The organism is Streptomyces sp. NPDC007971 (assembly GCF_042958635.1).
Classification (GTDB): Bacteria; Actinomycetota; Actinomycetes; order Streptomycetales; family Streptomycetaceae; genus Streptomyces.
In genome coordinates, this window is the sequence record NZ_JBIBJK010000005.1 from 260,097 (window position 1) to 286,544 (window position 26,448).

Sequence of the window (26,448 nt, forward strand, 5' to 3'; positions counted from 1 at the left end):
GCCAGTAGGGTGTGAGACATGGCCGATCCCTCCAGCTACCGCCCCAGGCCGGGTGAGATCCCGGACTCCCCGGGGGTGTACAGGTTCCGTGACGAGCACCGTCGGGTGATCTACGTCGGAAAGGCGAAGAGCCTGCGCCAGCGCCTGGCGAACTACTTCCAGGACCTGGCGAACCTGCACCCGCGCACCCGGACGATGGTGACCACCGCCGCGTCCGTGGAGTGGACCGTGGTGTCCACGGAGGTCGAGGCGCTGCAGCTGGAGTACTCCTGGATCAAGGAGTACGACCCCCGGTTCAACGTCAAGTACCGCGACGATAAGAGCTACCCGTACCTCGCGGTGACGATGAACGAGCAGTTCCCGCGCGTACAGGTGATGCGCGGTCACAAGAAGAAGGGCGTCAGATACTTCGGGCCGTACGGCCACGCGTGGGCCATCCGGGACACCGTCGACCTGCTGCTGCGCGTCTTCCCGGTGCGCACCTGCTCGGCCGGCGTCTTCAAGAACGCCGGCCGCACCGGCCGCCCCTGCCTGCTCGGCTACATCGGCAAGTGCTCCGCCCCCTGCGTCGGCCGGATCACCCCCGAGGAGCACGGGGAGCTGGCCGAGGAGTTCTGCGACTTCATGGCCGGCCGCACCGGCACCTACCTCCGCCGTCTGGAGAAGCAGATGATGGAGGCGGCCGAGGAGATGGAGTACGAGCGGGCCGCCCGCCTGCGCGACGACATCGAGGCCCTGAAGAAGGCCATGGAGAAGAACGCGGTCGTGCTCGCCGACGCGACCGACGCCGACCTCATCGCCGTCGCGGAGGACGAGCTGGAGGCGGCCGTGCAGATCTTCCATGTGCGCGGCGGCCGGGTGCGCGGCCAGCGCGGCTGGGTGACCGACAAGGTCGAGGAGGTCACCACCGGTGCCCTCGTCGAGCACGCCCTGCAGCAGCTGTACGGCGAGGAGAGCGGGGACGCCGTTCCCAAGGAGGTGCTGGTCCCGGCGCTGCCCGAGCCCGCCGTGCCGGTCCAGGAGTGGCTGACCGGCCGCCGCGGGGCGAACGTCTCGCTGCGCATCCCGCAGCGCGGCGACAAGAAGGCGCTCATGGAGACAGTGGAGCGCAACGCCCAGCAGGCCCTCGCCCTGCACAAGACCAAGCGTGCCTCCGACCTGACCACGCGTTCGCGTGCCCTGGAGGAGATCGCCGAGGCCCTCGACCTGGACAGCGCCCCGCTGCGGATCGAGTGCTACGACATCTCGCACCTGCAGGGGGACGACGTGGTCGCCTCCATGGTCGTCTTCGAGGACGGCCTGCAGCGCAAGGGCGAGTACCGCCGCTTCCAGATCAAGGGCTTCGCCGGCCAGGACGACGTGCGGTCCATGCACGAGGTGATCAGCCGCCGCTTCCGGCGCTACCTCGCCGAGAAGGAGCGGACGGGGGAGTGGGCCGACGGCGAGGAGGTTGCCGCGGACGGCGAGGGTGTTCTGGCCGACGGTGATCCGCTCGCCGGTTCCCTGAAGGACGACGACGGCCGCCCCCGGAAGTTCGCCTATCCGCCCCAGCTCGTCGTGGTCGACGGCGGCCGGCCGCAGGTCGCGGCGGCCCGGCGGGCGCTGGACGAGCTGGGCATCGACGACATCGCGGTCTGCGGTCTCGCCAAGCGCCTGGAGGAGGTCTGGCTGCCCGCCGAGGACGACCCGGTGGTCCTGCCCCGCACCAGCGAGGGCCTGTACCTGCTCCAGCGCGTCCGTGACGAGGCCCACCGCTTCGCCATCACCTATCAGCGCACCAAACGTGCCAAACGCCTGCGTTCCGGCCCGCTGGACGACGTGCCCGGCCTCGGTGAATCGCGCAAACAGGCGCTCATCAAGCATTTCGGCTCGGTGAAGAAGCTGCGGTCCGCCACAATCGAACAGATCCAGCAGGTGCCCGGGATAGGCCGCAAGACGGCCGAGACCATTGCCGCGGCCCTCGCCCGGGCGGCCCCGGCCGCACCAGCCGTGAACACGGCGACCGGAGAGATCATTGATGACGAGGAACCCGATACGACGGGGGGTTCCTCGGGGGAGCCCGTATCCGCGGGTCTCCCGGACGAACGACGGGGGCAGGAGAGATGAGCGAGCACGACGCACAGCCCACAGCGGACCGAGATCAGACGCCCGCCGCGGAAGCGCAGCAGACGGTCCAGGACGACGGAGCACAGGTGAGTACGGACGTCACACCGGCCGGGGCCCCCGAAGTGGCCATCCCCGAGCTGGTGATCATCTCCGGCATGTCCGGAGCGGGCCGGTCGACGGCCGCGAAGTGTCTGGAGGACCTCGGCTGGTTCGTCGTGGACAACCTCCCGCCCGCCCTGATCCCCACCATGGTGGAGCTGGGAGCCCGCTCCCAGGGCAACGTGGCGAGGATCGCGGTCGTCGTCGACGTACGCGGCCGGCGCTTCTTCGACAACCTGCGCGAATCCCTCGCCGACCTCGCCACCAGGAACGTGACCCGGCGGATCGTCTTCCTGGAGTCCTCCGACGAGGCCCTGGTGCGCCGCTTCGAGTCGGTGCGCAGACCGCACCCCCTCCAGGGCGACGGCCGGATCGTCGACGGCATCGCCGCCGAGCGCGAGCTGCTGCGCGAGCTGCGCGGCGACGCCGACCTGGTGATCGACACCTCAAGCCTGAACGTGCACGAGCTGCGCGCCAAGATGGACGCCCAGTTCGCCGGCGAGGAGGAGCCCGAGCTGCGGGCCACCGTGATGTCCTTCGGCTTCAAGTACGGCCTTCCGGTCGACGCCGACCTGGTCGCGGACATGCGGTTCCTGCCCAACCCGCACTGGGTCCCGGAGCTGCGCCCGTACACCGGCCTCAACGAGGAGGTGTCGGCCTACGTCTTCAACCAGCCCGGCGCCAAGGAGTTCCTCGACCGGTACGCCGAGCTGCTGCGGCTGATCGCGACCGGGTACCGGCGCGAGGGCAAGCGCTATGTGACGATCGCCATCGGGTGCACCGGCGGCAAGCACCGCTCGGTAGCGGTGTCGGAGAAGCTCGCCGCGCGCCTTGCGGCCGAGGGTGTGGAGACGGTGGTCGTACACCGGGACATGGGACGGGAATGACGGAACGTACACCGCGGCTGAGCAGGCTGCGCCGGGTGGTGCCGGAGGGCCGCTCGAGCCGTGCCGCGGCCGGGGCGAGGGCGGCCCGCCCCGCCGAGGCCCGTGGCGGACGGGGCCGCCGGCGCGGCACCCAGCCCAAGGTCGTCGCCCTCGGCGGCGGCATGGGCCTGTCCGCCTCGCTCGCCGCGCTGCGCCGGATCACCGGCGATCTCACCGCCGTCGTCACGGTGGCCGACGACGGCGGCTCCAGCGGGCGCCTGCGCGACGAGCTGGGCGTGCTGCCGCCCGGTGACCTGCGCAAGGCGCTGGCCGCCCTGTGCGGCGACGACGACTGGGGCCAGACCTGGGCCCGGGTCATCCAGCACCGCTTCACCTCCCAGGGCGACCTGCACGACCACGCGGTCGGCAACCTGCTGATCGTCGCCCTGTGGGAGCAGCTCGGTGACCACGTCCAAGCCCTGGACCTGGTCGGCAAGCTGCTCGGCGCGCACGGCCGGGTGCTGCCCATGTCCGCCGTGCCGCTGGAGTTGGAGGCCCTGGTCAAGGGGCACGACCCGGAGCGCCCCGACGTGGTGGACACCGTGCGCGGGCAGGCGACCGTCGCCCTCACGCCCGGCGAGGTGCAGTCCGTGCACCTGGTGCCGAACGACCCGCCCGCCGTCCCCGAGGCAGTCGCCGCGGTCCTGGACGCGGACTGGGTGGTGCTCGGTCCCGGCTCCTGGTTCTCCTCGGTGATCCCGCACCTGCTCGTGCCGGAGCTGCTCGACGCCCTCACCGAGACCAAGGCGCGCCGCGTGCTCTCCCTGAACCTCGCGCCGCAGCCCGGAGAAACCGAGGGGTTCTCCCCGCAGCGTCATTTGGAGGTTTTGGGGCGACACGCCCCTAAACTCGCCCTGGACGTGGTGCTGGCCGACGAGGCCGCGGTGCCCGACCGTGACTCGCTCACCGAGGCTGCCAAGCGGCTGGGCGCCGCGGTCGAGCTGGCGCCGGTGGCCCGGACCGACGGCAGCCCCCGGCACGACCCGGAGCTGCTGGCCGCCGCGTACGACCGTATTTTTCGGATGCATGGAAGGATCGGCCCATGGCGATGACGGCAGCGGTGAAGGATGAGATCTCCCGGCTCCCCGTCACCCGGACCTGCTGCAGGAAGGCGGAGGTCTCCGCCATTCTGCGGTTCGCCGGCGGCCTTCACCTCGTAAGCGGGCGCATCGTGATCGAGGCGGAGCTGGACACCGCGATGGCGGCCCGCCGGCTCAAGCGGGACATCCTGGAGATCTTCGGCCACAGCTCGGAACTGATCGTGATGGCGCCCGGCGGGCTGCGCCGAGGCTCGCGGTACGTGGTGCGGGTGGTTGCGGGCGGTGACCAGCTGGCCCGCCAGACCGGTCTCGTCGACGGCCGGGGCCGCCCGATCCGGGGCCTGCCGCCGCAGGTGGTCTCCGGGGCCACGTGTGATGCGGAGGCGGCCTGGCGCGGGGCTTTCCTGGCGCACGGCTCGCTGACCGAGCCCGGCCGCTCCTCCTCCCTGGAGGTGACCTGCCCGGGTCCGGAGGCCGCGCTCGCGCTGGTCGGCGCCGCCCGCAGGCTCTCCATCGCCGCGAAGGCCCGCGAGGTGCGCGGGGTGGACCGGGTGGTCGTCCGCGACGGTGACGCGATCGGAGCCCTGCTCACCCGCCTCGGTGCGCACGAGTCCGTGCTGGCCTGGGAGGAGCGCCGGATGCGCCGCGAGGTGCGGGCCACGGCCAACCGGCTCGCCAACTTCGACGACGCCAATCTGCGCCGTTCGGCGCGCGCCGCCGTGGCTGCCGGTGCCCGGGTCCAGCGGGCCCTGGAGATCCTCGGGGACGAGGTGCCCGAGCACCTTGCTGCCGCCGGGCGGCTGCGCATGGAGCACAAACAGGCCTCCCTGGAGGAGCTGGGCGCGCTCGCCGACCCGCCGCTGACCAAGGACGCGGTCGCGGGCCGGATCCGCCGTCTGCTGGCGATGGCCGACAAGCGCGCCTCCGACCTCGGTATCCCGGGCACGGAGGCCAACCTCACGGAGGAGCTGGCGGACAACCTCGTCGGCTGACCCGACATCAGGACGCCGGTGCCGACGCCGTTCGGGTGATCGGCACCGGCGTTTGCGTGTCCATGAGGCGCCCTTGACTGGATCATGATGTGACATGAGCCTGGCAACCTGTTCGCCGCTGTGGCGGAGCACCCTAGGGGGGTTCATGAGACACAGAGCGAGATCGATCCTTGCTGTTGGCGCGCTTCTGCTCGGGGGAGCGAGCCTTGCACCCATCGCCCAGGCACAGAGCGGCAGTTCACCCCGCACCGACCCCGACGAGGTCAAGGTCTTCCGTGCCGAGGTCACCCAGCAGCAGATTCCGCTGCTCCTCAAGGCCGGTCAGGACGGCCACGAACTCGGCGATCACACGGCCCGCAAGGGCAGGACGGCCGTCGAGGTCTACCTCACCGACCGGCAGGCCAGGAAGCTGGAGAAACAGGGGGTCCAGCTCACCGAGCACACCCTGCCCCCCAGGACCGCGGCGCGCGTCGAGAACGCCGCGCAGGGCGTGTTCCGGCCCTACAGCGGAAACGGCGGCCTCAAGGAGGAGATCCTCCGGACCGCGCAGACCCACCCCGGCCTCACCAAGGTCGAGTCCATCGGCAGGACGGTCGACGGCCAGGACATCCTCGCGCTCAGGCTGACCAAGAACGCGCACAGGTCGAAGGACGGCTCCAAGCCCGCCGTGCTGTACATGTCCAACCAGCACGCGCGCGAGTGGATCACGCCGGAGATGACCCGCCGTCTGATGCACTACTACCTGGACGGGTACGGGACGGACCGGCGCATCAAGAAGATCGTCGACTCCACCGAGCTGTGGTTCGTCCTGTCGGCCAACCCGGACGGCTACGACTACACCTTCAAGAACTCCGGCACCCGCCTGTGGCGCAAGAACCTCCGCGACGTCAACGGCGACGGCGTCATCGGCACGGGGGACGGCGTCGACCTCAACCGCAACTTCCCCTACAAGTGGGGCTACGACGACGAGGGATCGTCCCCCAACCCGACCAGCGAGACCTACCGCGGCGCGAGCCCCGAGTCCGAGCCCGAGACCAGGGCCCTGGACGCCTTCGAGAAGCGCATCGGGTTCACCTTCGGCGTCAACTACCACTCCGCCGCCGAACTCCTCCTCTACGGCGTCGGCTGGCAGGTCGCCACGCCCACCCCGGACGACGTCATGTACAAGGCGCTCGCCGGCACACCCGACAACCCGGCCATCCCCGGCTACCGCTCGCAGGTCTCCTCGGAGCTGTACACCACCAACGGCGAGGCGGACGGGCACGCTGCGAACGTCGATGGCATGGCGATGTTCACCCCCGAGATGTCGACCTGCGAGACCGCCTCGGACGTCGACCCGAACGACGCCTGGAACCCCGGCGACTGCCCGTCGGTCTTCAACTTTCCCGACGACGAGAAGCTGATCCAGCAGGAGTTCGAGAAGAACGTCCCCTTCGCGCTCTCGGTGGCCGAGAGCGCCGCCCGCCCCGACCGGCCGGTCTCCTCGGTCGGTCTGAGCGCCGCGGACTTCACCCCGGCCGCGTTCTCCACGTCGTACTCCCGCGGTGCCGACCAGCAGGTGTCCGTGGTCGTCCGCAAGGCGGTGCGCGACAAGGAACTCAAGTACCGCGTCAACGGCGGCCGCACCCTCGACCAGACCCTGCGGCCCTGGAAGGGCGGCAAGGCCTACGGAGGCGCCGACAACCTCTACTTCGAGGAGTACCGGGCCAGGGTGCAGGACGGCGAACCGGGCGACAGGGTCGAGGTGTGGTTCACCGGCGAGACGAGGAGCGGCAAGAAGGTCTCCAGCTCCCACTTCACCTACACCGTGGCCGAGCGGCCGAAGGCGGACACCCTCGTCGTCGCCGAGGAGGGCGCGGCCGCCACGCAGGCCCGGACGTACGTGGACGCGCTGAAGGCGGCCGGGCACCGGGCGATCGTGTGGGACGTGGCCACCCAGGGCGCCCCGGACGCGCTCGGCGTCCTCGGGCACTTCGGGACGGTCGTGCACTACTCGGGCCCGAGCGGTCCGGGCAACGCCACCCAGCTCCAACTGCGCGCCTACCTCAACGAGGGCGGCCGGCTGATCGAGGCCGGCGAGCTGGCCGGCGGCGATGTCGACCTCGGACGCGGCACCCTGTCGGACGACTTCAGCCAGTACTACCTGGGCGCCTACTCGCGTACGTCGACCAAGGGAGCCACCGGCTTCACCGGCTCGGGCGCGTTCGACGGCTACAGCGGCGCCCTCGGCGGGGCGCCCGGCAACCCGCTCGACGAGGCCGGTACCTACAGCGTCACCTCGGACGAGCTGTCCGCGGCCGGCCATCCGCAGTTCAAGAGTGCGGGCGCGGGCCGGTTCGCCGGGACCCCGAGCCCCTACGGCCCGTACGCGGGCTCGTCCATGGCCGCCGCCGTGCACACCGACGACGCCTACAAGCGTCTCACCCGCACCATCGACCTCACCGGTGTCACCGCCGCCGACAAGCCCGCCCTGCGCACCCAGTTGCTGTGGGACACCGAGCCCGGCTACGACCACGCGGTCGTCGAGATCCACACCGTGGGCGGCGACGACTGGACGACCCTCCCGGAGGCCGGAGGGGCCACGAGGGCCGCCGTACCGTCCGAGTGCGGGGCAGGGTTCCTGATCGGCGAGCACCCCTGGCTGGAGCACTACCTCACGCTCGCCGGCAAGGCCTGCACCGCGACCGGCACCACCGGCTCGTGGAACAGCCTCACCGGCAGCTCGGGCGGCTGGCGGCAGGTGAGTTTCGATCTGAGCGCGTACGCCGGGAAGTCCGTCGAGGTCTCGATCAGCTACATCACCGACCCGGGCACCGGCGGGCACGGCGTCCTCGCCGACGACGCCTCGCTCGTCGTCGGCGGCACGGCGAAGGAGACCGAGGGCTTCGAGACGTCCCTGGGTGCCTGGAAGGCGGCCGGGCCGCCCGCGGGCAGCCCGGCGGTCCTGAAGGACTGGACGCGCACCGGAGCGCTCTTCCAGACGTACGGAGCGGTCACCACCGAGGACACCGTGCTGCTCGGCTTCGGCCTGGAGCAGGTGCCGTCGGCGGCGGACCGTGCGGCCCTGTTGAGGAAGGCGTTCGCCTCGCTCGACAGATGAGACAGCCGTATTCGACATGTGAGCGGGACCCCCACTCAACGGTGCGCGAAAGCGTCACTCATCAGGTGAGCCGACCCGCTCACGAACGAGTGAAAAGAGCGTCAGCGGCCACCGGCATTACGTAGCAAAGCATGGCGAATCGGCCGCCGATCCGAGGCGGTCCGTACCCTACTGGCCGGTACGGACCGCCTGCCCGTGTATGCGGCATCTCGATGCCGCTCAGGGGGCCTCAGAGAGGTAGGGTCGGGGGTGGTCGGGGACATCCCAAATACAGCTCGCCGGCACCGCATGGCCGGCGTACCAACGAGGAGATCGGTTCGTGACGATCCGCGTAGGCATCAACGGCTTCGGCCGTATCGGGCGTAACTACTTCCGCGCACTGCTGGAGCAGGGTGCCGACATCGAGATCGTGGCTGTCAACGACCTGGGTGACACCGCGACCACCGCTCACCTGCTGAAGTACGACACCATCCTGGGCCGCCTCAAGCAGGAGGTCACCCACACCGCCGACACGATCACCGTGGACGGCCACACCATCAAGGTGCTCTCCGAGCGCAACCCCGCCGACATCCCGTGGGGCGAGCTGGGCGTCGACATCGTCATCGAGTCGACCGGCATCTTCACCAAGCGCGAGGACGCCGCCAAGCACCTCGCCGGCGGCGCCAAGAAGGTCCTCATCTCGGCTCCGGCCAAGGACGAGGACATCACCATCGTGATGGGCGTCAACCAGGACAAGTACGACGCGGCCAACCACCACGTCATCTCCAACGCCTCCTGCACCACCAACTGTGTGGCGCCGATGGCGAAGGTCCTCGACGAGAACTTCGGCATCGTCAAGGGCCTGATGACCACGGTCCACGCGTACACCAACGACCAGCGCATCCTGGACTTCCCGCACAAGGACCTGCGCCGCGCCCGTGCCGCCGCGGAGAACATCATCCCGACCACCACGGGTGCCGCCAAGGCCACCGCGCTGGTCCTGCCGCAGCTCAAGGGCAAGCTGGACGGCATCGCCATGCGCGTGCCGGTCCCGACCGGCTCGGTCACCGACCTGGTCGTCGAGCTCGGCCGCGAGGTCACCAAGGAAGAGGTCAACGCCGCCTTCCAGAAGGCCGCCGAGGGCGAGCTGAAGGGTCTCCTCGACTACACCGAGGACCCGATCGTCTCCTCCGACATCGTCAACGCCCCGGCGTCCTGCACCTTCGACTCCTCCCTGACCATGGTCCAGGAGGGCAAGAACGTGAAGGTCATCGGCTGGTACGACAACGAGTGGGGCTACTCCAATCGCCTCGTGGACCTGACGGTCTTCGTCGGCGGCCAGCTCTGATCGCCGTAGCAGGCACCTCGATGTGAGTGCAGGGCCCGGCCAGCGCAACGACGCGCTGACCGGGCCCTGCCTCGCGTGCAGAACGGTCATGGCTACGATCACGGAGCACCATCAGCCCCCGGGAGCCTCACTCATGAAGACGATCGACGAACTCCTCGCCGCAGGCGTAGCCGGCCGGCGAGTCTTCGTCCGCGCCGACCTCAACGTCCCGTTGGACGGCACCACCATCACCGACGACGGGCGGATCCGCGCCGTCGCCCCGACCATCGCCAAGCTCGCCGAGGCGGGCGCCAAGGTGGTCGTCGCCTCCCACCTGGGCCGTCCCAAGGGCGCCCCGGACCCGCAGTTCTCCCTCGCCCCCGCCGCACAGCGACTCGGTGAAATCCTGGGCAGGAACGTCTCGTTCGCCACCGACACGGTCGGCGACAGCGCGAAGGCCACCGTCGCCGCACTGGCGGACGGCGAGGTCACGCTGCTGGAGAACCTCCGCTTCAACCCGGGCGAGACGAGCAAGGACGACGCCGAGCGCGGTGCGTTCGCCGACGCCCTCGCCGGCCTGGCCGACCTCTACGTCGGCGACGGCTTCGGCGCCGTGCACCGCAAGCACGCCTCGGTCTTCGACCTCCCGGCGCGCCTCCCGCACGCCGCCGGCGACCTCATCGCCACCGAGGTCGGCGTCCTGGAGAAGCTCACCGAGGACGTCGAGCGGCCGTACGTGGTCGCGCTCGGCGGCGCCAAGGTCTCCGACAAGCTGGGCGTCATCGACAACCTGCTCAAGAAGGCCGACCGCATCCTCATCGGCGGTGGCATGGCGTACACCTTCCTGGCCGCCAAGGGGCACGAGGTGGGCATCTCCCTGCTCCAGGCGGACCAGAAGGAGAAGTGCCTGGAGTACCTGGCGGAGGCGGAGAAGCGCGGCGTCGAGTTCGTGCTCCCCGTCGACGTGCTGGTCGCCGCTGAATTCCCGGACCTGAAGACCAAGGCGCCCGCCGTCTTCGAGGTGGTCTCCGCGGACGCCATCCCGGCCGACAAGCAGGGCCTCGACATCGGTCCGAAGTCCCGCGAGCTCTACGCCGCGAAGCTCGCCGACGCGGGCACGGTCTTCTGGAACGGCCCCATGGGCGTCTTCGAGCACCCCGACTACGCGAACGGCACCAAGGCCGTCGCGCAGGCCCTGCTGGACTCGCCGGGCTTCACCGTCGTCGGCGGTGGTGACTCGGCCGCGGCCGTGCGCACGCTCGGCTTCGACGAAAATGCATTCGGCCACATCTCGACCGGCGGCGGCGCCTCCCTCGAATACCTCGAGGGCAAGACGCTCCCCGGCCTCGCCGCACTGGAGGACTGACCTCAATGGCTGCCACTAATGTTTCTGGGCGCACGCCGCTGATGGCGGGCAACTGGAAGATGAACCTCAACCACCTCGAGGCCATCGCCCACGTCCAGAAGCTCGCCTTCGCCCTGGCCGACAAGGACTACGAGGCCGTCGAGGTCGCCGTCCTGCCGCCCTTCACCGACCTGCGCTCCGTGCAGACCCTGGTCGACGGCGACAAGCTCAAGATCAAGTACGGCGCCCAGGACATCTCGCAGCACGACTCCGGCGCCTACACCGGCGAGATCTCCGGTCCGATGCTGGCCAAGCTGAAGTGCACCTACGCGGTGATCGGTCACTCCGAGCGACGGCAGTACCACCGGGAGACCGACGAGCTGGTCAACGCCAAGGTCAAGGCTGCCTACAAGCACGGCCTCACCCCGATCCTGTGCGTCGGCGAGGAGCTGGAGGTCCGCGAGGCGGGCAACCACGTCAGCCACACCCTCGCCCAGGTCGAGGGCGGTCTGAAGGACCTCCCGGCCGAGCAGGCCGAGACCATCGTGATCGCCTACGAGCCGGTGTGGGCCATCGGCACCGGCAAGGTCTGCGGTGCCGAGGACGCCCAGCAGGTCTGCGCCGCCATCCGCGGCAAGATCGCCGAGCTGTACTCGCAGGAGGTGGCCGACCAGGTCCGCATCCAGTACGGCGGCTCCGTGAAGGCCGGGAACGTGGCCGAGATCATGGCGCAGGCCGACATCGACGGCGCCCTGGTCGGCGGGGCCTCGCTGGACGCGGACGAGTTCGTCAAGATCGTGCGCTTCCGCGATCAGTGAGCCGGGCTGCGAGTAGGCACTAGCGACGATCCGTCGTACCCTTGCGGGGGCATGGCCATGGGCCGTGCCCCCGCAGTCCATCCGAATCCGAGGAAGTTGGTCCAGCCGTGGTTCTGGGGTTCTCGATCGCCCTGATCGTCTTCAGCCTGTTGCTGATGCTGCTGGTGCTGATGCACAAGGGGAAGGGCGGCGGCCTCTCCGACATGTTCGGCGGCGGCATGCAGTCGTCCGTCGGCGGCTCCTCGGTCGCCGAGCGCAACCTCGACCGCATCACCATCGTCGTCGGTGTGCTCTGGTTCGCGTCCATCGTCGTCCTCGGCCTGCTGATGAAGTCGAACGGCTGACATCGCACGCCAGGCTGACGGGCCTGAGCGGCCGATCGGCGTCTGAGCACCTACATTCCGTACGTACGGCCCCATGTTGGGTACGCGCCTGCGAGCGCGGCCTATCATGGGGCTTGCGTCTGGATGTGGGGGTTGTAACTCCAATCACTGGACGCGCGTTGGGCCTTACGTAGACTGAGGCGCTCGCAGCGAAACGAAACGCCGACTCGCTTCGCGGCACCATTACGCAGGGAGTTACGACCGTGGCAAGTGGCAACGCGATCCGAGGTAGCCGGGTCGGGGCGGGGCCGATGGGCGAGGCCGAGCGCGGCGAGTCCGCGCCGCGTCTGCGCATCTCCTTCTGGTGCTCCAACGGGCATGAGACCCAGCCGAGCTTCGCCAGCGACGCGCAGGTGCCCGAGACCTGGGACTGCCCGCGCTGCGGCTTCCCGGCCGGTCAGGACCGGGACAACCCGCCGGACCCGCCGCGCACCGAGCCGTACAAGACGCACCTCGCGTACGTGCGGGAGCGGCGCAGCGACGCGGACGGCGAGGCGATCCTCGCCGAGGCGCTCGCCAAACTGCGCGGCGAGATCTAGAAGTTTTCACCGGCCGGGTGCCCGCGGGCGCCTGGCCGGAGCCGTTTCGCCCAGCTGCGGAGGGCCCGTTGTCGGTGCCGCCCCGTACGGTTGTGCATCGAGGCGTCACAGACGCGTCGACAACCTGCGAGGGGGGCGCATGACCGCGGACGGGCGGCGAGCAGGAGCACGCCCGCGTGGCGTGGGGGATTCGGGCGTCTGTGGACCGCCGCGGTGATCTCCCGCTTCGGCGACGCGTTACGCACGACCGCACTGCCGCTGCTCGCGGTGAGCCTCACCGACCAGCCCCTGGTCATCGCCTCCGTCACCGCCTGTGGCTGTGTGCCGTGGCTGCTGTTCGGGCTGTTCGGCGGCGCCCTGGCGGACCGCGTCGACCAGCGGCGGGCCATGTGGCTCGTGGACACCGTGCGGGGCCTGCTCGTCGCGGGTTTCGCGCTCGCCGTGGGCCTGGGGCACGCCTCCGTCCCCCTGCTGATCGCCCTCGCCTTCTCGCTCACCTCACTCCAGACGCTCTTCGACAACGCCTCCACGGCCCTGCTGCCCTCCCTGGTGGAGCGTGAGGTTCTGGGCAGTGCGAACGCCCGGCTGATGACCGGTCAGCAACTCGCGGGCGGACTGCTGGCGGGACCGTTCGTGCCGCTGCTGCTGGCAGCCGGTGCGTTCATGCCGTTCGCGGCGGACGCCGGCACCTACCTGGCGGCCGCCGCCCTCGTGGCAACCCTGCGGATACGACCGCCGCAGCGGGAGCCGCGCCCGGCCGGCAGCACCCTGCGCACGGAGATCCGGGCCGGCCTGCGCGCCCTGTGGCGAGACCGGGTGCTGCGCGCGGTCTGCGTGGCCACGCTGCTGTGCAACATCGGCATGGGCGCCCTGATCGCCACGCTGGCCCTGCACGTCACCCGCTGGCTGCACGCGGGCAGCCAGCGGCTACGTCGCCGCCATGACCGCGTACGCGGCCGGCAGCCTGGCCGGCGGCCTCCTCGCCCAGCGGATCGCTCGCCGTACCGGGCGGGTACGGGCCCTGCTGTTCGGCGGCGCCGTCCAGACGGGCTCGCTGCTGCTCATCGGCTCCGTGCGGCACCTGCCCGCCCTGGTCGCGGGGATGCTGCTGCTCGGCGCGATGAACATGGTCTGGAACGTCAACCAGGTCACGTTGATGCAGCAGCGCAGCCCCGAGCCGATGGTGGGCCGCATCGCCTCCGCCTTCCGCACCGCCTCGACCTCCGGCGCCCCTTTCGGCGCGCTCCTCGGGGGAGCGGTGGCCCGGCTGTACGGCCTCAACGCGCCCGCCCTGCTCGCCGCCGTCCTGTTCGCCCCGGCGATCACCGCGTTGATACCGGCACGCAAGCCCGACGTACCTGTTGTTGCCCGCGAGGACAGTGTCTCGTCCGCTCGTCCCGTGAGCTGATCAATTAGGTTGGGACCGGCAGCGGGACAGGTACCGAAAGAAGGCTGAAGTCGGAAATGAACGCAGACGGCCGTATCAGGCTCCATCAGACGCCCGAGTGGACCGCTCTCGCCAAGCACCGGGAGGAGCTGGCCGACACCCACCTGCGGGATCTGTTCGCCGCCGATCCGCAGCGCGGCGCCGGGTACACCCTCCAGGTCGGCGATCTGTACATCGACTACTCGAAGCACCTGGTCACCGACGAGACGCTGCGGCTGCTGCGCGAACTGGCCGCCGCGACGGACGTCTTCGGCCTCCGGGACGCCATGTTCCGCGGCGAGAAGATCAACATCACCGAGCGGCGGGCCGTGCTGCACACCGCGCTGCGCGCCCCGCGGGACGCGGTGATCGAGGTCGACGGCGAGAACGTCGTCCCTGCCGTGCACGCCGTGCTGGACAAGATGGCCGGCTTCGCCGACCGGGTCCGCTCGGGCGAGTGGACCGGCCACACCGGCAAGCGCATCAAGAACGTGATCAACGTCGGCATCGGCGGCTCCGACCTGGGCCCCGCGATGGCCTACGAGGTGCTGCGCAGCTTCACCGACCGCGACCTGACGGTCCGCTTCGTCTCCAACGTGGACGGTGCCGACCTGCACGAGGCGACCCGCGACCTGGACCCGGCCGAGACGCTGTTCATCGTCGCGTCCAAGACCTTCACCACGATCGAGACGATCACCAACGCCACCTCGGCCCGCTCCTGGCTGCTGGCCGGTCTGGGGGGCGACGAGAAGGCGGTCGCCCGGCACTTCGTGGCCCTGTCGACCAACGCCGAGAAGGTCACCGGGTTCGGCATCGACCCGGAGAACATGTTCGAGTTCTGGGACTGGGTCGGCGGACGCTACTCGTACGACTCCGCGATCGGCCTGTCCCTGATGATCGCCATCGGCCCGGACCGGTTCCGCGAGATGCTGGACGGCTTCCGCCTGGTCGACGAGCACTTCCGCACCGCGCCGGCCGAGTCCAACGTCCCGCTGCTGCTGGGCCTGCTGGGCCTCTGGTACGGCAACTTCCACGACGCGCAGTCGCACGCGGTCCTGCCGTACAGCCACTACCTCTCCAGGTTCACGGCCTATCTCCAGCAGCTGGACATGGAGTCCAACGGCAAGTACGTGGCGCGGGACGGCAAGCAGGTCGAGTGGCAGACCGGTCCCGTCGTGTGGGGCACACCCGGTACCAACGGGCAGCACGCCTACTATCAGTTGATCCACCAGGGCACCAAGCTCATCCCGGCGGACTTCATCGGCTTCGCCGAGCCGGTCGCCGAGCTGAGCGCCGAACTCAGGGCGCAGCACGATCTGCTGATGGCCAACTTCTTCGCCCAGACCCAGGCCCTCGCCTTCGGCAAGACCGCCGAGGAGGTCCGTGCGGAGGGCGTCGCCGAGGAACTGGTCCCGCACAAGACCTTCCGCGGCAACCGGCCGACGACCACGATCCTCGCCCGGGAGCTGACCCCCTCCGTGCTCGGCCAGCTCGTCGCGCTCTACGAGCACAAGGTGTTCGTCCAGGGCGCCGTGTGGAACATCGACTCCTTCGACCAGTGGGGCGTCGAGCTGGGCAAGGTCCTCGCCAAGCGGGTCGAACCCGCCCTGACCGAGGGCGCGGACGTCCCCGGCCTGGACGCGTCGACCACGGCGCTCGTCGCCAGGTACCGGGAGCTGCGCGGCCGGAGCTGACTCCCAATTGAGGCTGCCGCGGCGACTGTTTTGTGCGTTTTCCCTGGTCATCCCCTAGGGTTTCCATTGATTCCAAGGGGAGGACGTGCGCATGAGGCGTCGGGGGTTCGCCGCGGTGGCCGCGGTGGCCGTGCTGGGAATGTCGGCGGTGGGCTGCGGGAGCGGACACCGGCCGTCGGATTCCAAGGAGAGCGGGTCTGTGGCCACGGTGGAGGCCAAGCCGGCCTACTCCGGGCTGAAGGACGTTCCGGCGCGGCTGGAGAAGGACGGGACCACCATCACGGTGGGCGACCCGCAGGCCAAGGTCACCGTGCATCTGTACGAGGATCCGCGGTGCCCGGTGTGCGAGCAGTTCGAGACGGGCGGCGGCGGGCCGAAGCTGCGCGCGGCCACTCTCCGACGGGAGACGAAGACCGAGTACACCCTCGCCTCCTTCCTGGACGGCCGGCTCGGCGGCAGCGGTTCGAAGAAGGCGGTCAACGCCCTGCGGGCCGCGCTGGAGGCGGGCAGGTTCGCCGAGTACCACGACATGCTCTACGCCCACCAGCCCGAGGAGAGCGTCGACGGATTCACCGACGCCTACCTGCTCAAGCTGGCGGGGCGGATCGAGGGCCTGCGCGGGCCGGCCTTCGACTCGGCCGTCAGGACCATGAAGTACCGCTCGTTCGTGACCGCCGCCGAGAAGGCGTACGAGCACGCGGGCGGCGCCGAGGAGCCCCAGGGACCGGGTACCCCCACCGCGGAGATCAACGGTGTGCGCATCCCGGCGCAGAGCAACGGCGTGCTCTTCGACGGCCGGGTCTTCGAGATGCTGCTCGCCAAGATCCGGGCGCGGCCCGAGGACTGGCAGGCCGCCTCCTCCTGAGCCGCCCGCACCCGGCGGTTGTCAGGCCGCGGGGCGCCGAGCGTGTCCGCTGGTCGTCGGTGTGCCGCCCGCACCCGGCGGCTGTCAGGCCACCGCGCTGAGCGTGTCCGCCAGTCGTCGGCGTGCCGCCCGGGCCGCCGGCAGGGCGGAGAGGGCGGCGGCTCCCAGCACGGCGCTCGCGCCCAGCAGGAGCAGCAGGCCGGGCGAGGGCGACCGGGCGATGCCGGCACCGATGCCGCTGGAGCCGCCCTGGGCGTCGATCAGCCGGTGGGCCAGCGGCAGCCCCAGCGCCGTGCCGGCGAGGGCCGCCGCCAGCGCCGTACAGCTCGTCGCCGTGACGGTGATCGCGGTGATCTGCCGGGGAGACATGCCGATCGCCCTGAGGGCCAGCACGTCCCGCTCGCCCTCCCGGACGCTGCCGCCGATCGTGGTGAGCAGCTCGACGAGCCCGATGAGGGCGAGCACGGCGATCAGCCCGGTGACCACCGCACGCAGCGGGGACAGCCCGTCGACCGGGTTCGGCACGGCGTGCACGTCCAGGTGGCCGCGGCCGGCCGCGGCGAGAGCGTCCGCGACCCGCTGGGGATCGGCGCCCGGGCGCAGCCGGAGCTGGTAGAAGGCCGGGGCCACCCGGGGATCGTTGTCGCGGAGGGTGTCGAGGGAGGTCGTCACGACACGGCCGGCGTTCTGCGGCTCGATGCTGCGGCCGACGATGTGCAGGATCTGCGGCTGGTCGCCCACCGTCATCCGTACCCAGTCACCGACCCGGACGTGCAGCAGGTCCAGCAGGCCCTGACCGGCCACCGCCTCGTCCGGCCCGTGCGCGGTCCGGCCCTCGGCGAGGGTGTACGGGTAGGGACGGTCGCGGGTGCCCAGACCCCGCAGGGCGATCGTCCCGGTCTGGCCCGGGACCAGCGCGGCCATCTCCACGCCCGGATAGGCGTCGGCGACCCGGGAGTCCGCCGCCAGCACCGCCCGCACGCCCCCGTCGCTCATCCCGCCGTCCGAGCGGACGGTGAGCGCCGTCGGCAGGCCCACCTGCCCCGGGCTGCTGTGGAACCTGTCGATGGTGGTCCACGCGCTGAGCGCCACCACGATCAGCAGCAGCGGAAGCGTCAGCCGGGCCACTGCGGCCAGTGACCGGCCGCGGCCCGCGAACGCCTTGTGGCAGCCGAGTACCAGCGCGGCCGGCAGGCGCAGTCCCAGAGCCTGCCGGGCCAGGCCGGTCAGCCGTCCGCCGGCCGCGGCCGAGGGGCGCGGCACCGGCACCGGAGGCACCCGGCCCGCCCGCCAGGCCGCGAGGCCCGTCGTCAGGCCGATGAGCAGCACCGCGCCGACGGACACGGCGACCAGTGCCACGCTGTGCCCGGGCAGCCCCTGCCACACCGCCACCGCGTCACCGATCCGTCCCGGGACCCGGCCGCCCAGCCCCTCGGTGAGCGCTGCTGCGGCCACCGCGCCGAGCACGGCGTAGGCGAGGTGCTGGAGGAGGAAGATCCGTACGACCTGGCCGGGGGTGAAGCCGATCGCCTTCAGCACGGAGATGTCGCGCAGATGGCCGCGGATGCGGGTGCCGATCGCCCCGTGCACGGCGAAGCCCGCGGCGACCAGGGCACCGATGCCGAAGAGCGCGAGCACCTGCCCGAGGAGCCGGTTCTCGCCCTGCGCCTCGGCCCGGGCCTGCTGCCAGGTGGAGACCTCGCCGACCGCGCCGGCGCCCAGCACGGTCACCGCACGCTGGACTGCGTAGTCGGTGTCGGACGGATCGGCCAGCCGCAGCCCCGTCACCTGGCCGCCGGGTGCGCGCACGGCGGACGGCAGGGCCCAGACGAGGCCCGGCTGTTCGCCCGGGCTGTAGCGGGGCTCGGCGCTGTCGGCGATGCCCTCGACCGTCAGCGAGCGGGCCGTGCCGGGCAGCGTCAGGGTGTCACCGGGCTCGGCCAGCAGAGCTCTGGCCAGGCTGCTCTCCAGGACCACACCGTCCGGCTCGGCCGGATCCAGCCAGTGGCCCGCGGTGAGCAGCGGGCGGCTGACGGAGGGCAGCCGGGGCGTGCCGCGCAGCTCCACGGAGGCGCGGGTGCCACGGGCGGCCACGGTGGCGGACTCGGTGCGGTAGGGGCCGGCCACCGACGCGACGCCATCCAGCCGGGCGAGCCTTCCGGCGTCCGTGGAGGCGGCCGTGTGGATCCACACGTGCGCCCCGTGGGCCTGGGTGAACACCCGCTGCCAGGGGTTGGTGGCGTAGCCGAAGAGGGCGGTGGCCAGCAGCAGTGAGGCGACGATGCCCGCGGTGGCGAGCGTGATGAACAGCGCCTCGCCGCGGTGTGTGCGCAGATCGGAATGGGCCCAGCGCAGAGTGGCTCGCACGGTCAGCCACCGCTCCCGCGCGCGGGCCGCCGCCGCGCCGTCGGCGCCTCGGCTTCAGCGCATCGGAGGTGCCGGTGTGCCATCAGTGCCTCGGCTCCAGCACACCGAAGGTGCCGGGGCGCCATCAGTGCCTCGGCTTCAGTGCATCGGAGGTGCCGGTGTGCCATCAGTCCCTCAGCTCCAGCACACCGGAGGTGCCGCCCCGTCGCGACGGCGTGCCGTCCAGTGCGGCGTCGTCGGCTATGCGGCCGTCGAAGAAGCTGATCACCCGGTCGGCCGCGCTCGCCAGCCGGGCGTCGTGGGTGACCAGCACGATGCTCTGCCCGCGCCCGTGGAAGCGGGTCAGCAGCCGCATCACCTCGCGGGTGCCCTTGCTGTCCAGGCTGCCGGCGGGTTCGTCGGCCAGCAGCAGCGGCGGATGGTTGACCAGGGCCCGGGCGAGTGCCACCCGCTGCTGCTCGCCGCCGGACAGCTCGCCCGGCATCCTGCGCTCCTTGCCCGTGAGGCCCAGCTCGGAAAGGAGCGCCTCGCGCTCGGCGCGGGCCCGCTTCGGCGGGACGCCGGCGAGCAGGGCGGGCAGCTCGACGTTGTCGGCGACCGACAGGTTGGACACCAGGTTGAAGAACTGGAAGACGATCCCGATCGCCCTGCGGCGCTCCACGGCCCAGCGCGCCTCGCTGTAGGAGTCGGTGCACTCGCCGTCCAGCCAGATGCTGCCCTCGTCCGGCCGCTGGAGCCCGCCGAGCAGGTGCAGCAGCGTCGACTTCCCGGCCCCGGACGGGCCGGTGACCGCCACGAACTCGCCCCGCGCGACGCTCAGGTCGACCCCGCGCACGGCACGCGCGGGCGCGCCCTCGCCGTGGTGGGTCTTCACCAGCTGCTCGGCGCGCAGCACAGGAGGGTGGGTGTCACTCACTCCAGCTCCTCCAGTTCCTCCTGGCACCGCTCCAGCCAGTCGAGGTCGGCCTGCAGGTGCAGCATCGCGCCCTCTATGAGCAGATGGGCGATTCGGTTGTCCCGGTTCTCGGCCGCGGCCAGTTTCGACAGGTTGCGCATGGTGTTGAGGTACTGGCGCCGCTGCCTGTTGATGAGGGCGATCTGGTCGGCGAGACCGGTCTGCGGGGCGAGGGCCAGTTTCATGAAGAACTCGTCCCGCACCCGCGGCTCGTCCTCGGTCTCCTCGAACCAGGCGTGCAGCGCCTCGCGCCCGGCGTCGGTGAGGTGGTAGACCTTTTTGTTGGGTCGGGTCGACTGCTCGACGTCCTCGCCCTCGATCAGTCCGGACTTCTCGAGGCGGCCGAGGGTCACGTAGATCTGGCCGACGTTCGGCTGAGGGTACGCGGAGCCCAGCAGGAGCTCAAGGTCCTGCTTCAGCTCGTAGCCGTGGGCCGGGCCACGCGCGAGCAGTGCCAGGAGGGGCAGGCGCACTCGTGCTGTCCTCCTGTCTGCTCAATGTGCTCCAGGCCCTAGTATCGCCCATACCTAACAGGTATACATGGCCTCTGACCGCAGGCGAGGGCGCCCGTGGCCGGGTGTACGTGTTCAGGGAGGAACCTATGCGGTGGATGCGTGCCGCCGGTAGGGGCCTCCTCGTACTGGCCGTGGTCCTGACCGGGTACGTGGCCTCCGGCGCGCAGGCCGACGAGGGTGCCCCCGGCGGTCGCGGTCCGCTCACGCTGGCCACCGCCGGCGACCTCACCGGCTATCTGGGCCCCCTCCTGCAGGGCTGGAACCGCACGCATCCCGCCGAGAAGGTCACCCTCGTCGAGCTTCCGGACTCCGCCGACGAGACCCACGCACAGATGACCACCGACCTGCGCGGCGGCGACCGCGGCCGGTTCGACGTCCTCAACATCGACGTCAACTGGACCTCGGAGTTCGCGGCGGCCGGCTGGATCCGCCCGCTGCCCCCGGACCGCTTCGCGCTCAAGAGCTTCCTGCCCCCGGTCGTGGACACCGCCACCTACGACGGACGGCTGTACGCCGTGCCGTACGTCACCAACGCCGGACTGCTGCTGTACCGCAAGGACGTCCTGGCCAAGGAGGGCGTGCCGCCCCCGCGCACCTGGGCCGAGCTGGAGCACGATGCGAAGACCATCGCGCCCAGGTACGGCCTGGAGGGTTATGCGGGCCAGTTCCTGCCCTACGAGGGCCTGACCGTGAACGCGGCCGAGGCCGTGTACTCGGCGGGCGGCACGATCCTCGGCGACGAGGGCGCCCGGGTCACCGTGGACTCGGACGCGGCCCGCGAGGGCATCGGCTTCCTCGCCCGCGGCTTCCGCGAGGGCTGGATCCCGCACGAGGCGCTGACGTACAAGGAGGAGGAGTCCAAGCAGGCCTTCCAGGACGGCCGTCTGCTCTTCCTGCGCAACTGGCCCTATGCCTATGCCGTCGCCTCGGCCAGGGGCTCGGCGGTGGCCGGCCGGATCGGCGCCGTACCGCTGCCCGGGCCGCACGGACCGGGGACCAGCGTCCTCGGCGGCTCCGACCTGGCCGTCAACACACATGCCCGGCACCCCGATTCCGCGGCGCGGCTGATCGCGTACCTGACGAGCGAGGGTGTCCAGCGGCAGGTGCTCACCCGGGGCGCGCTGCCGCCCGTGCGCGCCGCGCTGTACGAAGACCCCGCGCTGGTACGGCGGTTCCCCTATCTGCCGACCCTGCGCACGGCGGTCCTCACGGCCGCGCCGCGACCCAAGAGCCCGCACTACGACCAGGTCAGTCTGGTGGTGCAGGCGGTCGTGCACGACGCGCTGACCGGGCGCGAGACGCCCGAGGCCGCGGTGCGGCGGCTGGCCCGCGAGCTGGCGGCCGTCTCCGGTCGGTAGCTTCCTGCCGACAGCTCCTGCCGACAGCTCCCCTTCGCTAGTTACATGTTAGGTAACGCGCACGTCTCATCTGGCTTCAGAATGCCCGAATAAGTCCGCTTCTGATACCCCAACTCCCCGGTAGCATCCGTTCTTTTCATTGACACCCCGATGACACGCCTACCTAACATGCATGCATAACGGCTGCGGGGTCGCAGCCACCCTTCGCACAGACAGGGCAATGGGGTGAACAGGCACCACTGGTGGCGTGACGCGGTGATCTACCAGGTGTACGTCCGCAGCTTCCTGGACAGCACCGGCGACGGCATCGGCGATCTCGCCGGGGTCCGCGCCGGACTGCCGTACCTGAAGAAGCTCGGCGTCGACGGGATCTGGCTGAGCCCGTTCTATCCCTCGCCGCAGCACGACCACGGCTACGACGTCGCCGACTACTGCGGCGTCGATCCGGTCTTCGGCGACCTCGCCGAGTTCGACCTGCTGGTGGCCGCCGCCCGGCGCATCGGGATCAAGGTGCTCCTGGACATCGTCCCGAACCACTGCTCCAGCGCCCACCCGTGGTTCGGCGAGGCGCTCGCCGCGGAGCCCGGCAGCGCGGCCCGCGCCCGCTTCCACTTCGCCGACGGCCGCGGCCCGGACGGCAGCGAGCCGCCCAACAACTGGCACGCCATGTTCGGCGGCCCGGCCTGGACCCGGGTCACGGAGGCGGACGGCCGCCCCGGCCAGTGGTACCTGCACATGTTCACGCCCGAACAGCCCGACTGGAACTGGCGCACCCCCGAGGTTCCCGCCGAGTTCGACCGCGTCCTGCGCTTCTGGCTCGACCGCGGCGTCGACGGCTTCCGCATCGACGTCGCCGCCGGCCTCTACAAGCACCCCGCACTGCCCGACTCCGACGACCCCGAGGCCGACGCCCGCACCCGCGACTCGGTCAACCCGCTCGCCTGGAACCAGCCCGAGGTGCACGACGTGTGGCGGCGCTGGCGCGCCCTGTGCGAGGAGTACGCCGTCCGCGACGGCCGCGAGCGGCTCCTGGTGGGCGAGGTCTCCGTGCCCACCGCCCGGGAACACGCCCAGTACGTCCGCCCGGACGAGCTCCACCAGGCCTTCTTCTTCGACCTGCTCGGCGCCTCCTGGGACGCCGACGCCTTTCGCAAGGTCATCTGCGAGGCCATGCAGGACATCGCGGGCACCGGCTCCACGGTCACCTGGGTCCTCAACAACCACGACCAGGTCCGCACCGTCACCCGCTACGGCGAACCCGCCACCGGGGGCAGCGGCCTCGGCGCCGCCCGCGCCCGCGCCGCCGCGCTGCTGATGCTGGCACTGCCCGGAGCCGCGTACATCTACCAGGGCGAGGAACTGGGCCTGCCCGAGGTCGTCGACCTGCCCGACGACGTCCTCACCGACCCGATCTTCCGCCGCACCGGAAGCCGCGCCCGCATACGCGACGGCTGCCGGGTGCCCCTGCCCTGGTCCGGACAGGCCTCCCCGTTCGGCTTCACCTCCGGGGCCGAGGGCGCCAAACCGTGGCTGCCGCAGCCGGAGTGGTTCGCCGAGCACGCCACCGACCGGGCCCTCGCCGACACCCGTTCCTTCTGGCACCTGTACCGCGACGGCCTCCACCTGCGTTCCTCGCTCCCGCAGCTGGGAGAGGGAACGCTCCGGTGGCTGGACACCCCGCCCGGTGTTCTCGGCTTCGTCCGGGGCGACGGCCTCGTCTGCGCCGTCAACTTCGGTACGTCCCCTACTCCCGCGCCGGTCTCCGGCACCCCCCTGTTGTCCAGCGGTCCGTGCCCGGCCGGGGTGCTCCCCGGTTCGACGGCGGCCTGGTGGCTGAACGACCTCTGATCCCGCGGTCCTTTGCGACCGGCCCGGTTTTCGGTCAACTCCCATTCCCCGAAGGGACATCGACGATGATGCGACGACGTACGACCCTGCTCACCGGCTGCACCGCCCTCGCCCTCACCCTCGGCGCCACCGCCTGCGGCGGCGGCAACGTCTCCGCGGGCGGCGGTGACAAGGCGCTCAGCGGACAGACGGTCACCGTGGCCGGTGTCTGGTCCGGCAGCGAACAGAAGAACTTCCAGAAGGTGCTGGACGCGTTCACCGCGAAGACCGGCGCCAAGACGCAGTTCGTGTCCACCGGCGACAACGTCTCCACCGTCGTCGGCAGCAAGATCGAGGGCGGCAACGCGCCCGACGTCGTGATGGTCCCGCAGGTCGGCGTGCTCCAGCAGTTCGCGAAGCAGGGCTGGCTCAAGCCGCTGTCCGCCACCGCGCAGCAGACCGTCGGCGCCGACTACGCCCCCGTGTGGAAGAAGTACGGCAGCGTCGGCGGCACCCTCTACGGCCTCTACTTCAAGGCCGCCCACAAGTCGACCGTCTGGTACAGCCCCGACGCCCTCGCCCAGGCCGGGGTCAAGCCGCCGAAGACCTACGACGAGATGCTCAAGGCCGGACACACCGTCTCCGACTCCGGTCTCTCCGCCTTCGCGGTCGCCGGGCAGGACGGCTGGACCCTCACCGACTGGTTCGAGAACATCTACCTCTCCCAGGCCGGACCCGGGAAGTACGACGCCCTCGCCGCCCACAAGCTGAAGTGGACCGACCCGAGCGTCGTGCAGGCACTCACCACGCTCGGCAAGCTCTTCAAGGACAAGCAGCTGATCGCGGGCGGCCGGCAGGGGGCCCTCAACACCGACTTCCCCAGCTCCGTGGAGAAGGTCTTCGGACCCAAGCCGCAGGCCGGCATGGTCTACGAGGGCGACTTCGTCGCCGGGGTCGCCCACGACCAGTTCCAGAAGACCATCGGCAAGGACGCGAACTTCTTCCCGTTCCCGCCGGTCGGCGGCGGCACCGCACCCGTGGTCAGCGGCGGCGACGCGGCCGTCGTCCTCAAGGACGGCAAGAACGCCAAGGCCGGCATGAAGCTCCTGGAGTACCTGGCCTCCCCCCAGGCCGCGGCCGTGTGGGCCAAGGCGGGCGGCTTCCTGTCCCCGAACAAGAAGCTCGACCTCGCGTCCTACGGCGACGACGTCAGCCGGGCCACGGCCAAGTCCCTGGTCGGCGCCGGGGACTCGGTCCGCTTCGACATGTCCGACCAGGCACCGGCGGCCTTCGGCGGCACCAAGGGCGCGGGGGAGTGGAAGCTGCTCCAGGACTTCCTGCGCGACCCGTCCGACCCGAAGGGGACCGCGGCGAAGCTGGAATCCGCCGCGGCCAAGGCCTACCAGGACTGAGCGGAAGAATGACCGCCACCACGCTCGTATCGAAGAAGGCGGGCCCGCAGGCCGCCGGCGCGGCCCGTGGGCGCCGCAGCCGGCGGCGCGCCCGGACCGTCGCCCTGCTCTTCGTCTTCCCCGCCCTGCTCCTGCTCGGCGCCCTGGTCGTCTACCCGGTGCTGTTCTCCGTCGGCCGCAGCTTCTTCGACGCCTCCGGCACCCGCTTCGTCGGCGGCGACAACTACACCGAGATGTTCCGCGACCCGGCCACCCTCAAGGCCATCCGGAACACCACGATCTGGGTGGTCGTGGCCCCGGCCCTGCTCACCGGCCTCGGCCTCATCCTGGCCGTCCTGGTGGAGAAGGTCCGCTGGGCGACGGCGTTCAAGCTGCTGCTGTTCATGCCGATGGCGGTCTCCTTCCTCGCCGCCGGCATCATCTTCCGCCTCGCCTACGACGAGGACCCGGACAAGGGTGTCCTCAACGCCGCCGTGGTCTCCGTCCACGACGCCTTCGAGGGGACGTCCTCGTACCCGACGGCCCGGGCGCGCGACGGGCAGGGGCTCACCTCCGCCCGGGACGGCTCGTACCTGACCCGCGCGGACCTGTCCCCGGGCCGCACGGCCGACCTCGGTCTGGTGGGCGTGCTCCCCAAGGACCTGCCGAAGGACGCCTCGCCCGCATACCCCGCGGCGGCGAAGAAGGCCACCGCCGGCGAGGTGCGCGGTGTCGTCTACCTGGACTTCACGCCCGGCGGCAAAGGCAGGCAGGGCAGGGTCGACCCGAAGGAGAGCGGCCTGCCCGGCGTACGGGTCGAGGCGCTGCGCGACGGGAGGACGGTCGCGAGCACCACGTCCGCGGCCGACGGCTCCTTCCGCTTCACCGGACTGCACGAGGGCTCGTACGCGCTGAAACTGCCCGCCTCCAACTTCGCACCGCCCTACCAGGGCGTCTCCTGGCTCGGCCCGACGCTGGTCACCCCGGCGATCATCGGCGCCTACCTGTGGATCTGGACGGGCTTCGCGATGGTGCTGATCGGCGCGGGGCTGGCGGCCCTGCCCCGGGACGCGCTGGAGGCCGCGCGGGTGGACGGAGCGAACGAGTGGCAGATCTTCCGCCGCATCACCGTCCCGCTGCTGGCCCCCGTGCTCACCGTGGTCTTCGTGACCCTCGTGATCAATGTGATGAAGGTCTTCGACCTCGTCTACATCATCGCGCCGGGACCGGTGCAGGAGGACGCCACCGTGCTCGCGACCCAGATGTGGCTGGTGTCCTTCGGCGGCGGCAACAACCAGGGCCTCGGCAGCGCGCTCGGAGTGCTGCTCCTGCTCCTGGTGGTTCCCGCGATGGTCCTCAACGTCCGCCGCTTCCGAAGGAGCCAGCGATGAACTCG

The 26,448-nt window shown here is 70.9% G+C and carries 19 protein-coding genes and 1 pseudogene; 17 read left to right on the forward strand and 3 right to left on the reverse strand.

Annotated features, from left to right (window positions below; genetic code table 11):
• The first annotated feature begins 18 nt into the window (after positions 1–18).
• From uvrC to ACFZCP_RS12550, 13 genes and pseudogenes are all read left to right on the forward strand, one after another.
• Positions 19–2,106, forward strand: coding sequence for an excinuclease ABC subunit UvrC (uvrC, locus tag ACFZCP_RS12490; RefSeq protein ID WP_391426570.1), 2,088 nt, complete (start codon positions 19–21; stop codon positions 2,104–2,106).
• Positions 2,103–3,092: an RNase adapter RapZ gene (gene rapZ / locus ACFZCP_RS12495; RefSeq protein ID WP_391426572.1), complete on the forward strand. Its 990-nt coding sequence runs from the start codon at positions 2,103–2,105 to the stop codon at positions 3,090–3,092. Before uvrC ends, rapZ begins: the two co-directional genes overlap by 4 nt.
• Positions 3,089–4,183 (forward strand): uridine diphosphate-N-acetylglucosamine-binding protein YvcK, encoded by a 1,095-nt coding sequence (yvcK, locus tag ACFZCP_RS12500; protein ID WP_362680347.1) that lies wholly within the window; start codon positions 3,089–3,091, stop codon positions 4,181–4,183. Before rapZ ends, yvcK begins: the two co-directional genes overlap by 4 nt.
• Positions 4,174–5,163, forward strand: a complete 990-nt coding sequence (gene whiA, locus ACFZCP_RS12505) for a DNA-binding protein WhiA (protein ID WP_362680350.1) — start codon at positions 4,174–4,176, stop codon at positions 5,161–5,163. Before yvcK ends, whiA begins: the two co-directional genes overlap by 10 nt.
• Before the next feature lie 145 nt (positions 5,164–5,308).
• Positions 5,309–8,263, forward strand: coding sequence for a M14 family zinc carboxypeptidase (locus tag ACFZCP_RS12510; protein ID WP_391426574.1), 2,955 nt, complete (start codon positions 5,309–5,311; stop codon positions 8,261–8,263).
• 319 nt (positions 8,264–8,582) lie between these two features.
• A complete protein-coding gene (gap, locus tag ACFZCP_RS12515) occupies positions 8,583–9,590 on the forward strand; it encodes a type I glyceraldehyde-3-phosphate dehydrogenase (protein ID WP_391426578.1) in 1,008 nt (335 codons plus the stop codon).
• Between the two features lie 133 nt (positions 9,591–9,723).
• Positions 9,724–10,935 (forward strand): phosphoglycerate kinase, encoded by a 1,212-nt coding sequence (locus tag ACFZCP_RS12520; RefSeq protein ID WP_391426580.1) that lies wholly within the window; start codon positions 9,724–9,726, stop codon positions 10,933–10,935.
• 41 nt (positions 10,936–10,976) lie between these two features.
• Positions 10,977–11,732, forward strand: coding sequence for a triose-phosphate isomerase (gene tpiA / locus ACFZCP_RS12525; protein WP_362680608.1), 756 nt, complete (start codon positions 10,977–10,979; stop codon positions 11,730–11,732).
• 107 nt (positions 11,733–11,839) lie between these two features.
• On the forward strand, positions 11,840–12,076 hold the full coding sequence (gene secG / locus ACFZCP_RS12530) for a preprotein translocase subunit SecG (RefSeq protein ID WP_391426582.1): 237 nt from the start codon (positions 11,840–11,842) through the stop codon (positions 12,074–12,076).
• 242 nt (positions 12,077–12,318) lie between these two features.
• Entirely contained in the window at positions 12,319–12,654 is a 336-nt protein-coding gene (locus ACFZCP_RS12535) for an RNA polymerase-binding protein RbpA (RefSeq protein WP_003976875.1), read from the forward strand.
• Between the two features lie 213 nt (positions 12,655–12,867).
• A pseudogene (locus tag ACFZCP_RS12540) lies at positions 12,868–14,062 on the forward strand (MFS transporter).
• A gap of 56 nt (positions 14,063–14,118) precedes the next feature.
• Positions 14,119–15,774, forward strand: a complete 1,656-nt coding sequence (gene pgi / locus ACFZCP_RS12545) for a glucose-6-phosphate isomerase (protein WP_391426584.1) — start codon at positions 14,119–14,121, stop codon at positions 15,772–15,774.
• A gap of 91 nt (positions 15,775–15,865) precedes the next feature.
• On the forward strand, positions 15,866–16,639 hold the full coding sequence (locus ACFZCP_RS12550; RefSeq protein ID WP_391426586.1) for a thioredoxin domain-containing protein: 774 nt from the start codon (positions 15,866–15,868) through the stop codon (positions 16,637–16,639).
• An 84-nt stretch (positions 16,640–16,723) separates the two neighbouring features.
• Here ACFZCP_RS12550 and ACFZCP_RS12555 read toward each other — a convergent pair whose 3' ends face one another.
• From ACFZCP_RS12555 to ACFZCP_RS12565, 3 genes are all read right to left on the reverse strand, one after another.
• Positions 16,724–19,006: an FtsX-like permease family protein gene (locus tag ACFZCP_RS12555; protein ID WP_391426588.1), complete on the reverse strand. Its 2,283-nt coding sequence runs from the start codon at positions 19,004–19,006 to the stop codon at positions 16,724–16,726.
• A 166-nt stretch (positions 19,007–19,172) separates the two neighbouring features.
• Positions 19,173–19,922, reverse strand: coding sequence for an ATP-binding cassette domain-containing protein (locus ACFZCP_RS12560; RefSeq protein WP_391426590.1), 750 nt, complete (start codon positions 19,920–19,922; stop codon positions 19,173–19,175).
• Positions 19,919–20,434 (reverse strand): helix-turn-helix transcriptional regulator, encoded by a 516-nt coding sequence (locus tag ACFZCP_RS12565; RefSeq protein ID WP_391426592.1) that lies wholly within the window; start codon positions 20,432–20,434, stop codon positions 19,919–19,921. Before ACFZCP_RS12565 ends, ACFZCP_RS12560 begins: the two co-directional genes overlap by 4 nt.
• Before the next feature lie 128 nt (positions 20,435–20,562).
• Between ACFZCP_RS12565 and ACFZCP_RS12570 the strand changes: the two genes are divergently transcribed.
• The 4 genes from ACFZCP_RS12570 (at position 20,563) to ACFZCP_RS12585 (ending at position 26,443) form a co-directional block, all read left to right on the forward strand.
• A complete protein-coding gene (locus ACFZCP_RS12570; RefSeq protein WP_362680380.1) occupies positions 20,563–21,834 on the forward strand; it encodes an ABC transporter substrate-binding protein in 1,272 nt (423 codons plus the stop codon).
• A 225-nt stretch (positions 21,835–22,059) separates the two neighbouring features.
• Positions 22,060–23,682: an alpha-amylase family glycosyl hydrolase gene (locus ACFZCP_RS12575; RefSeq protein ID WP_391426594.1), complete on the forward strand. Its 1,623-nt coding sequence runs from the start codon at positions 22,060–22,062 to the stop codon at positions 23,680–23,682.
• Positions 23,683–23,747: 65 nt separating this feature from the next.
• The gene (locus ACFZCP_RS12580; protein ID WP_391426596.1) at positions 23,748–25,073 is read left to right on the forward strand and encodes an extracellular solute-binding protein; all 1,326 of its coding nucleotides are present in this window, start codon (positions 23,748–23,750) and stop codon (positions 25,071–25,073) included.
• Positions 25,074–25,081: 8 nt separating this feature from the next.
• Positions 25,082–26,443, forward strand: a complete 1,362-nt coding sequence (locus ACFZCP_RS12585; protein WP_391426598.1) for an ABC transporter permease subunit — start codon at positions 25,082–25,084, stop codon at positions 26,441–26,443.
• Positions 26,444–26,448: the final 5 nt, after the last annotated feature.

Coding starts and splice junctions, on each gene's coding strand:
- yvcK (WP_362680347.1), top strand. CDS start 3,089: ATGACGGAACGTACACCGCGGCTGAGCAGGCTGCGCCGGGTGGTGCCG.
- ACFZCP_RS12580 (WP_391426596.1), top strand. CDS start 23,748: ATGATGCGACGACGTACGACCCTGCTCACCGGCTGCACCGCCCTCGCC.
- rapZ (WP_391426572.1), top strand. CDS start 2,103: ATGAGCGAGCACGACGCACAGCCCACAGCGGACCGAGATCAGACGCCC.
- ACFZCP_RS12585 (WP_391426598.1), top strand. CDS start 25,082: ATGACCGCCACCACGCTCGTATCGAAGAAGGCGGGCCCGCAGGCCGCC.
- ACFZCP_RS12510 (WP_391426574.1), top strand. CDS start 5,309: ATGAGACACAGAGCGAGATCGATCCTTGCTGTTGGCGCGCTTCTGCTC.
- whiA (WP_362680350.1), top strand. CDS start 4,174: ATGGCGATGACGGCAGCGGTGAAGGATGAGATCTCCCGGCTCCCCGTC.
- ACFZCP_RS12550 (WP_391426586.1), top strand. CDS start 15,866: ATGAGGCGTCGGGGGTTCGCCGCGGTGGCCGCGGTGGCCGTGCTGGGA.
- pgi (WP_391426584.1), top strand. CDS start 14,119: ATGAACGCAGACGGCCGTATCAGGCTCCATCAGACGCCCGAGTGGACC.
- ACFZCP_RS12570 (WP_362680380.1), top strand. CDS start 20,563: ATGCGGTGGATGCGTGCCGCCGGTAGGGGCCTCCTCGTACTGGCCGTG.
- tpiA (WP_362680608.1), top strand. CDS start 10,977: ATGGCGGGCAACTGGAAGATGAACCTCAACCACCTCGAGGCCATCGCC.
- uvrC (WP_391426570.1), top strand. CDS start 19: ATGGCCGATCCCTCCAGCTACCGCCCCAGGCCGGGTGAGATCCCGGAC.
- ACFZCP_RS12520 (WP_391426580.1), top strand. CDS start 9,724: ATGAAGACGATCGACGAACTCCTCGCCGCAGGCGTAGCCGGCCGGCGA.